Origin of the sequence: Actinomadura sp. KC345 (assembly GCF_004348515.1) — a bacterium.
Classification (GTDB): Bacteria; Actinomycetota; Actinomycetes; order Streptosporangiales; family Streptosporangiaceae; genus Spirillospora.
This window is the reverse complement of sequence record NZ_SMKH01000327.1, coordinates 1-8,170: the sequence shown is the minus strand read 5'-3', so window position 1 is coordinate 8,170 and position 8,170 is coordinate 1. Positions and strand designations below refer to the sequence as shown.

At 75.7% G+C, this 8,170-nt stretch carries 5 protein-coding genes; 2 read left to right on the top strand and 3 right to left on the bottom strand.

From position 1 onward, the window contains the following. From E1281_RS34045 to E1281_RS34035, 3 genes are all read right to left on the bottom strand, one after another. A partial coding sequence (locus E1281_RS34045; RefSeq protein ID WP_131883825.1) for a hypothetical protein occupies positions 1–833 on the bottom strand: 833 nt, incomplete at its 3' end. A gap of 2 nt (positions 834–835) precedes the next feature. Continuing rightward, the gene (locus E1281_RS34040) at positions 836–1,765 is read right to left on the bottom strand and encodes a hypothetical protein (protein WP_131883824.1); all 930 of its coding nucleotides are present in this window, start codon (positions 1,763–1,765) and stop codon (positions 836–838) included. 240 nt (positions 1,766–2,005) lie between these two features. Beyond that, positions 2,006–2,710 (bottom strand): TetR/AcrR family transcriptional regulator, encoded by a 705-nt coding sequence (locus E1281_RS34035; protein ID WP_131883823.1) that lies wholly within the window; start codon positions 2,708–2,710, stop codon positions 2,006–2,008. Between the two features lie 142 nt (positions 2,711–2,852). Between E1281_RS34035 and E1281_RS34030 the strand changes: the two genes are divergently transcribed. After that, entirely contained in the window at positions 2,853–3,794 is a 942-nt protein-coding gene (locus E1281_RS34030; protein WP_131883822.1) for an NAD-dependent epimerase/dehydratase family protein, read from the top strand. Positions 3,795–3,829: 35 nt separating this feature from the next. Beyond that, on the top strand, positions 3,830–8,170 hold a 4,341-nt coding region (locus tag E1281_RS34025), incomplete at its 3' end, for an FtsK/SpoIIIE domain-containing protein (RefSeq protein WP_131883821.1).

Below are 8,170 nucleotides of genomic sequence, written 5' to 3'. Positions count from 1 at the left end.
GCCGGGCGGGTCGCGACGAGGCGGGCGGTGAGGTCGCTCGCGACCTCGCGTGCGGAGCGGATCAGGAGGGAGCGGTCCAGGCGGCCGCCCCAGCTGCCCGACAGGAGCTCGGCGCCCTTGGGGTCCAGGGCCAGGCCGCCGAGGACGGTCACGTCCGGCGGCGGAGGCCCCTGCCGGGCGTCGGCGTCCATCGGCCGGGCGCGGCCCCGCGCCACGGCGAGGATGCGGTCGACCTCGGTGATCGAGCCGCGGAAGTCGCGCGGGTCGGCGAGCACGAGGACGCCGACGGGCGGGCCGCCGCGCAGGTCGGCCGTCAGCGCGGCGACGCGTTCGCGCAGGTGGGCGACCTGCTCCAGGGTGGCGCGGGTGAGCAGGACGACCAGGTCCGCCTCGCGCATCAGCTCGGTCAGCGGCGTGCCGGCGCCGAGCCGGCCGCAGTCGGCGATCACGTCGACGGGGTCGAGGCCGGCGAACGCCCGGCCGAGCGGCCCCCACAGCCAGGTCATCGCCTGCGCCTGCTCGGCGTTGGTGGTCCCGACGAGGACGTCGAGGCCGCCGGCGAGCCGCTGGCAGTGCTCGGCGATCTGGTCGGGCCGGAGGCCGCGGCGGGCGGTGGCGGCGAGGCTGAGCAGCCCGCGGGACGGGTTGAGCATGCCGCCGTCCCCCGCGCCGTCGCCGGCGTCCTGGGCGGCGGGCAGCCGGTACACGAGGTCGCCTCCCGCCTGGTCGCACTCCGCGACCAGCACGGGGCGCGGCCACACCGCACCGAGGGCGACGGCCGCGGTCGTGACGCCCGGCGCCCCCTTGTCGGCCGCGAGCGCGATGAGTGCCACTGTCAGTTACCGCCCGAGCCGGGTGCCGGCGTCCCGCTCTGGCCCGGCGCCCCGCCGCCGCCCGGGACGGGCACGGTGCCGTCCGGCGTCTCGGTGCCCTCCGGGTCCTGGCCGCCTCCGGCGGGCGGCCGGCCGCCGGGGGTGGCGGCGACCTTCGTGCCTTCCGGGATCAGCGCGAGCGCGATCGTTCCGGCGGAGGCCGCCTGCGTCACCTGCGGCGCGTCGGCCGGGAGTACGGCGACGTCGACGCTGGTCTGGTCGGACTGGAGCCGCGTCCCGCCGAGGTCGCCTCCGCCGCCGGATCCGCCGCCGCTGACGCCGATCACGATGGCGTCCTGGGCCAGGACGGTGCCGGGGCGCGGCCCGCCGTCCTGCGCGCCGCCGACCGCGTAGAGGGACACGTGCTTGCCGATGTCGACGCCGCCGGCGGGGAACTGGCCCGGCTTGAGCGCGAGCCCGACGACGAGGCGCCCCTTGGCCGGGCCGTCCGACGGGCTGATCATGGAGTTGGTCAGCAGCGCGCCCTTCACCAGCGGGACCGCCGCGTAGTAGCGGGTCACGTTCGCGCGCTCCGACCAGCTGATGAACTGGATCCCGGTGTCGCCGACCTGGACCTCTTCGAGGGCGCTCGCCGGGATCTTCTGCCCGGCCGCGACCGGCTGCGCGATCCGGACCGCCGACACCCGCTCGCCGCTCGCCATCACGAGGTACGCGCTGGCGAGGGCGCCGCCGAGGATGAGCAGCACCGCGAGCGCCGCGAGCGCCGGTTTCCGTTCCCGCTGCGAGGCGGGGAGGCGCTGCCCGCCGGAGGTGCCGAGCCCCGAACGGCCGAGCCCCGCCGTGCCGCCGGACGGGGCCGCCGCGCCGCCGCCGGACGAGCCCGTCCCGCCTCCGGCGAAGGTCGACTGGTTGGACTTCATCGCGCTGCCCACGCGCTCCTTCCCGCCCTCCCGTGGCCCCCGTCCCGCGGGAGCCGTGCATCACCGAGCGATCCATGCTTGCGGGGGCGGCAAGGTCACGTCAATGGATTCGGTGAACGCAAGGCGTTCCTTATCCAGGCATACCGCGATGACCTGCGAATTCGACGATCACATGATTACTTACCACCAGTCACACCTGTCACTGACCCGGCACCGGGGACGGCTCAGGGCGGGCGCCCGGGCCCGCGGGCATCACGGTTTCAGGCCGGCGAGGCGCGCCAGGAGGGTCATGGTGTGGTCGAAATAGGCGGCCCGGTCGTCGATCACCACGTTGTTGAATTGCCCGAACAATTCGAGGCTCACCGTCCCGTACATGCCCGCCCACGCCGTGAGGCCGCGGGCGATCACGTCGTCGGGGACGTTCATGGAGACGGCGGCGCGGACGCGGCCGAGGTCCCCGGCGATCGAGGACGGCGGCGCCGGCGCGGTCCCGGACGGTTCGACCGCGCCCGCCTCGTACGCCTCGGTGATGATCCGCGCGAGGACGACCGTGTCCCGGGTCGCGGCGGAGACGGTGTCGTCCGGCGCCTTGTAGCCGGGGACGGGTGAACCGTGCAGCAGGGCGTACTCGTGCGGGTGCGCCAGCGCCCACTCCCGGACGGCCCTGCACACCGCGAGCCACCGTCCGGCGAAATCCCCTTCGGGCGCCCGGGCATCCGCTTTCTCCACGGCGTCGCCGACGGCGTTGTAGCCGTCGATGATCAGCGCGGTGAGCAGGTCGTCGCGGCTCGGGAAGTACCGGTAGATCGCCGAGGAGACCATGCCCATCTCCCGGGCGACCGCGCGCAGCGACAGGCCCGCCGCCCCTTCCGTGGCCAGGTGCCGTCTGGCGATCTCGGCGATCTCGCGGATCAGCTCCGCCCGGACCCGTTCCCGTGCCGTACGCCCTGCGCTCATGCCCCCAGCGTAGCAGAGCGCCGCACCTATTCGAGAGCACCGCTCTTGACAACACCGCTCCCTGGGGAGAGCATTGCTCTCGAAGCGGAGCACCGCCTTCATTGACGGTCGAACAGGATCGACCAGCAGACAGGAGAGAACCATGGGCAGGCATGTGATCGTCGGAGCCGGGCAGGTCGGGGCGCACCTCGCCGAGCGGCTCATCGAGCGCGGGCACGACGTCGCCGTCGTGACGCGGTCCGGGTCGGGTCCGGACGGGGTCGAGCGGATCGCCGCCGACGTCGCCGACCGGAGCCGGCTCACCGGGATCGTCAAGGGCGCCGACGCGCTCTACAACTGCGTCAACCCTCGTTACCACCGGTGGGCGCAGGACTGGCCGCCGATGGCCGCGTCCTTCCTGGGCGCGGCCGAGGACACCGGCGCCGTCCTGGTCACGCTGAGCTGCCTGTACGGGTACGGGCCCGTGGACGGGCCCATGACCGAGGACCTGCCGCTCGCCGCGACCGGCACCAAGGGCCGGGTGCGGGCGGCGATGTGGCGGGAGGCCCTGGCCGCGCACCGGGCGGGCCGCGTGCGGGTCACCGAGCTGCGCGGGTCCGACTACTACGGCCCCCGGAGCAGCGACCAGGCGTACATCGGCGAGGTCCGGTTCGTGAAGCCGCTGCTGGCTGGCAAGCGCGTCTTCTACATGAGCGACCCGTCCGTCCCGCACGCCTGGACGTACCTGCCGGACGTCGCGGAGGCGCTCGCCATCGCCGGGACGGACGAGCGGGCGCTGGGGCGGGCCTGGCACATCCCGACCGCGCCCGCCGTCTCCACGCTGCACGTCGCCGAGCGGCTGTGCGAGATCGCCGGCGCGCCGGCGCCGCGCGTCCACGAGCTGCCGCGTCCCGCCTTCAACGCGCTCGGGCTCTTCTCCCCGATGATGAAGGAGCTGCGGGAGACCAGGTACCAGTTCGACCGGCCGTACATCCTGGACTCCTCAGCGTTCGAGTCCACGTTCGGGATGCGGCCGACGCCCCTGGACGACGCGCTCACGACCATCGTGGGCGCTTACCGGGAGCCGGAGCGGGCGGTTGACTAAGCTGACCGCGATCCTGAGGACGTCGGAGGGCTCTGATGCGGATCTCGTTCACGGCGCTGACCGCCGGAGGACCCCGCGATGTCGTGATGGACGCCGACTCCGAGGTCACCGTGGGCGGTGTCGCGCAGTCGCTCGGCGCCCTCCTCGGGGAGCGGGCGCCGCTGGCCTGCCGCCGGGCGGACGAGGCCGCGCCGCCGGTCCCCGTCCCCCGCTATTCGAAGAACGCCCTGCGCGCCGGCGGAGGGCCGGGCCCGCGGCGGGCCCTGTGGATGGACGGGCGGATGCTCGACCCGCAGGCCCTCGCCGTCAGGGAGCTCCGGGACGGCGCCGTCGTGGCGGTCGAGGAGCGCGGGGCCGCCGCCACCGTCCTCACCGAGCCGACCGGGCTGGTCGAGGTGCGCGTCGTCGGCGGCCCGGCGGCCGGGTCGGTGCACCGGCTCGGCCTCGGGGCCGCGACGATCGGCTCCGGCCTCGACGTGGACGTGGAGCTGGACGACCCGTCCATGCCCGCCCGGTCGCTGCGCCTGACGGTCGCGCGGGAGTCGGTCCAGGTGGAGGCGTCCGCGCTGACGATGGAGGGCTCCGCCACGCTGGACGGTGAGCCGCTGACCGCGAGGACGGCGTGGCCCCCGGGCGGGCTGCTGTCCGTGGGGTCGAGCGTTCTGGCGCTCGCGCCGAGCGCCGCCCCGGACACCCATCTGGAGCCGTTGCCGGAGGGCGGCCTGGCGTTCAGCAGGCCGCCACGGCAGGACCCCGCGCCCCGGGACCGGCGGCTGGAGGTTCCGGAGCGGCCCGAAGGCGGTCCGCGCGAGCGGCTCCGGCTGTTCGGGCGCACGTCCTACAAGAAGGCGCTGAAGGAGTACCACCGCAAGGCGGGCGAGTTCGACGGCGAGGTGGAGCGGCTGCGGCGCGAGGACGAGGCCGAGCGGCGCGCGTTCCATCCCGACCCGGCCGAGGTGCTGCTGACCGCGACCGGCCCGCGGCGGCGGCTGTGGGAGCGCCGCCGCGGCGACCCCGACGTCCTGCACCTGCGGGTCGGCCTCGCCGACCTGCCCGCCCGCGTCGAGTTCACGGGCGGCGCCCATCCGCCGGCTCCGGTGGCACGGCAGGTCCCGGTGGCGCTGCCGCTCGCGGACCTCGGCGTGGTCGGGCTGGCCGGCCCGCGTCCGGCGTCCCGCGCGCTGGCCCGCTGGATGGTCGCGCAGGCCGCCGCACTGCACGGCCCGCGCGACCTCGCCATCGTCGTCCTGTCCGCCGATCAAGGCGCCGGGAACGAGTGGAACTGGGTGCGGTGGCTGCCGCACTGCGCGCCGCGCGAGGGTGAGGACTGCGTCGCCCTCGTCGGCACGGACCCCGAGTCCGCCGCGCACCGCGTCACCGAACTGGCGATCCAGGTGACGGAACGGCGCCGCGCCGCCCAGGCGGAGTCGTCCTTCTCCGGCCCCGCCGGGGCCGTCCCGTACAACGTCCTGATCGTGCTGGACGGCGCACGCGCGTTGCGCCGCGTCCCCGGGATGCCGATGCTCCTGTCGCGAGGGGCCGAATACGGGCTGTACGCCATCTGCGTCGACGACGAGGAACGCCTCCTTCCCGAGGAGTGCCGGGCCGTGGCCGTCTGGGACCCGCGGCACACGTCGGAGGTCCGGCTCCACGGGGAGGGCCTCGACGTCCTCGGCCCCGTACTCGCGGACCAGGTGTCAGCGACCTGGACGGACCGGGTGGCGCGTGCGCTGGCCCCCATCCGGGACGTTTCACACGAAGACGCCGGAGACTCCCTCCCGGCCGAAGTCCGGCTCCTGGACGTCCTCGATCTGGCCGACCCCACGGCCGAGGACGTCCTTCAGACCTGGGCGCGCACGGGCGGCCGGACCACGCGGATCCCCATCGGCGCCGGTCCGGGCGGGCACGGCCCCCACGACCCGTTCGAGATCGACCTGCGCCGGGACGGGCCGCACGGCCTCATCGCGGGAGCGAGCGGCGCGGGCACGTCCGAGCTCCTCCGGACCCTCATCGCCTCGCTGGCCGTCGCCAACCGCCCCGACGAGATGACGTTCGTCCTCATCGACGGCAAGGGCGGTATCGACGGGAAGGGCGGTATCGACGGGAAGGGCGGTGCCGCGTTCGGAGACTGCGCCCGCCTCCCCCACACCGCCGGCATGGTCACCGGCCTCGACGGCCACGCGGCGGAACGCGCGCTGGAGTCCCTCGCCGCCGAGCTCCGCCGCCGCGAGGAGGTCCTTCTCGACGCGGGCGCCAAGGACTTCGACGAGTACGACGACCTCCGCGTCACCGATCGGAGTCTGCCCGCGGTGGCGCGTCTCGTCCTCGTCGTCGACGAGTTCGCCGCCGCGGCCACCGATCTGCCCGACTTCGTCACCGGGCTCGTCGACATCGGGCGTCGCGGCCTCTCCCTGGGCGTCCACCTGATCCTCGCCACGCAGCGCCCCGCAGAGGCGGTGACCGACGACATTCGCGCCGGCACCGACCTGCGGATCGCGCTGCGCGTCACCGGCCCGGACGAGTCCGCCGACGTCCTCGGCTCGCCCGAGGCCGCGCAGATCTCCACGTCCACGCCCGGACGCTGCTACGTCCGCTCCGGCACGGCGGCGCCGCGGCCCGTCCAGTCCGCGCGGATCGGCGGACGGCGTCCCGGAACCGGCACGGGCCACCACGGGCCCACCGTCCTGCCGCTCCCTTGGCAGGGCCTCGGCCACCCGCTGCCCGCGCCCCGCGAAGCCCTCCACGACGGCCTTCACGACGCCGGGGCCGGCGCCCCCACGGACCTCACCGACCTCGGCGTGCTCGTCCAGGCGATCGACGAGGCGGCCCGCCGCGCGAGCATCGCCCGCCTGCCGTCCCCGTGGCCGAGCCCGCTCCCCGAGCGGATCACGCTCCCGTCCCGGACCGCCGCCGGCGGCTCCGTCGTGGACGTCCCCCCGATCCCGTTCGGCGTCACCGACCTGCCCGCCGTCCAGTCCCGCGAGGATCTCGCCCTCGACCTCGCCTCCGGCGGCCACCTGTACATCGCCGGGTCCGCGCGGTCCGGCCGCTCCACCGCGCTGCGCACCATCGCCGGGTCCCTCGCCGGCGCCTGCTCCCCCTACGACGCGCACCTGTACGCCATCGACTGCGGCGCGAACGCCCTGCTCCCCCTCGTCTCGCTCCCGCACTGCGGCGCCGTCGTCACCCGCGACCAGCGCGACCGCTGCGAACGGCTCGTCACCGCGCTCGCCGCCGAGGTCGCCCGCCGCCGGCGGCTCCTCGCCGAGGCCGGCTTCGCGTCCCTCGCCGAACAGCGCGCCGCCGTCGCCGCCACCGACCGCCTCCCCTGGATGGTGCTGCTCCTCGACCGCTGGGACGGCTTCCTCGGCGCGTTCGAGCGCGACGACCAGGGCCGCCTCGTCGAGCAGGTCGTCCGCCTCCTGCGCGAGGGCGCCGCCGTCGGCCTGCGCGCCGCCTTCACCGGCGACCGCTCCGGCCTCGGCGGCCAGTTCTCCACCGCCTTCGACCGCCGCCTCATCCTCCGCATGGCCGACCCCGGCGACTACGGCTACGGCGGCCTCCGGGACAAGCAGGTCCCCGCCGAGATGCCGCCCGGCCGTGCCCTCGAACCCACCGTCCCGGGCACGGCCCCGCGCGAGTCGCAGATCGGCCTCCTCGGGGACGACCCGTCCGGCGCCGCGCAGGTCGCCGCCCTCCAGGAGATCGCCCGCACCTGCGTGTCCCGCTACGGCCGCCTGCCGCGACGCCAGCGTCCCCTGCGCGTGGACGAGCTGCCCGTCCGCGTCACCTACCGCGAGGCCATGTCCCTCGACCCCGAGTTCCTCGCCCCGTCCGCCCTGTGGGCGCTCGTCGGCGTCGGCGGCGACACCCTCGCCCCGGTCGGCGTCGACCTGCTGAACGAGGGCCCCGGCTTCGCCGTCGCGGGCCCGCCCAGCTCCGGCCGCTCCACGACGCTCCGCACGATCGTCCACTCGCTCCTGGACCCGGCCGTCGGCGGCGGCCTCGTCCCCGTCGTCCTCGTCACGCCCCGCCGCTCCCCGCTGCGCCTGCTCTCCGGCCACCCGGGCGTCCTCGGCCTGCTCGGCTCCGGCTCCGGCCCCGGCGACCTCGCCGCCGCCATCGGCGACGAGCACCGCTACGCCGTGGTCGTCGACGACGCCGAACTCCTCGACGGGACCGGTCTGGACGACGCGCTCGCCGGCGTCCTGCGCACCGCCCGCGACGGCGAGCACGCGGTCGTCATCGGCGGCACGACCGCCGACCTGGGCCGCGGCCGGCGCGGCTTCCTCTCCGACACGCGCCGCTCCCGCTCCGGCGTCCTGCTGTCCGCCGACTCCCCCGGCGACGGCGACCTGTTCGGCCTCCGCCTTCCC

Excerpts from the sequence above, each read along its gene's own strand:
- E1281_RS34035 (WP_131883823.1), bottom strand. The coding sequence starts at position 2,710 with ATGAGCGCAGGGCGTACGGCACGGGAACGGGTCCGGGCGGAGCTGATC.
- E1281_RS34030 (WP_131883822.1), top strand. The coding sequence starts at position 2,853 with ATGGGCAGGCATGTGATCGTCGGAGCCGGGCAGGTCGGGGCGCACCTC.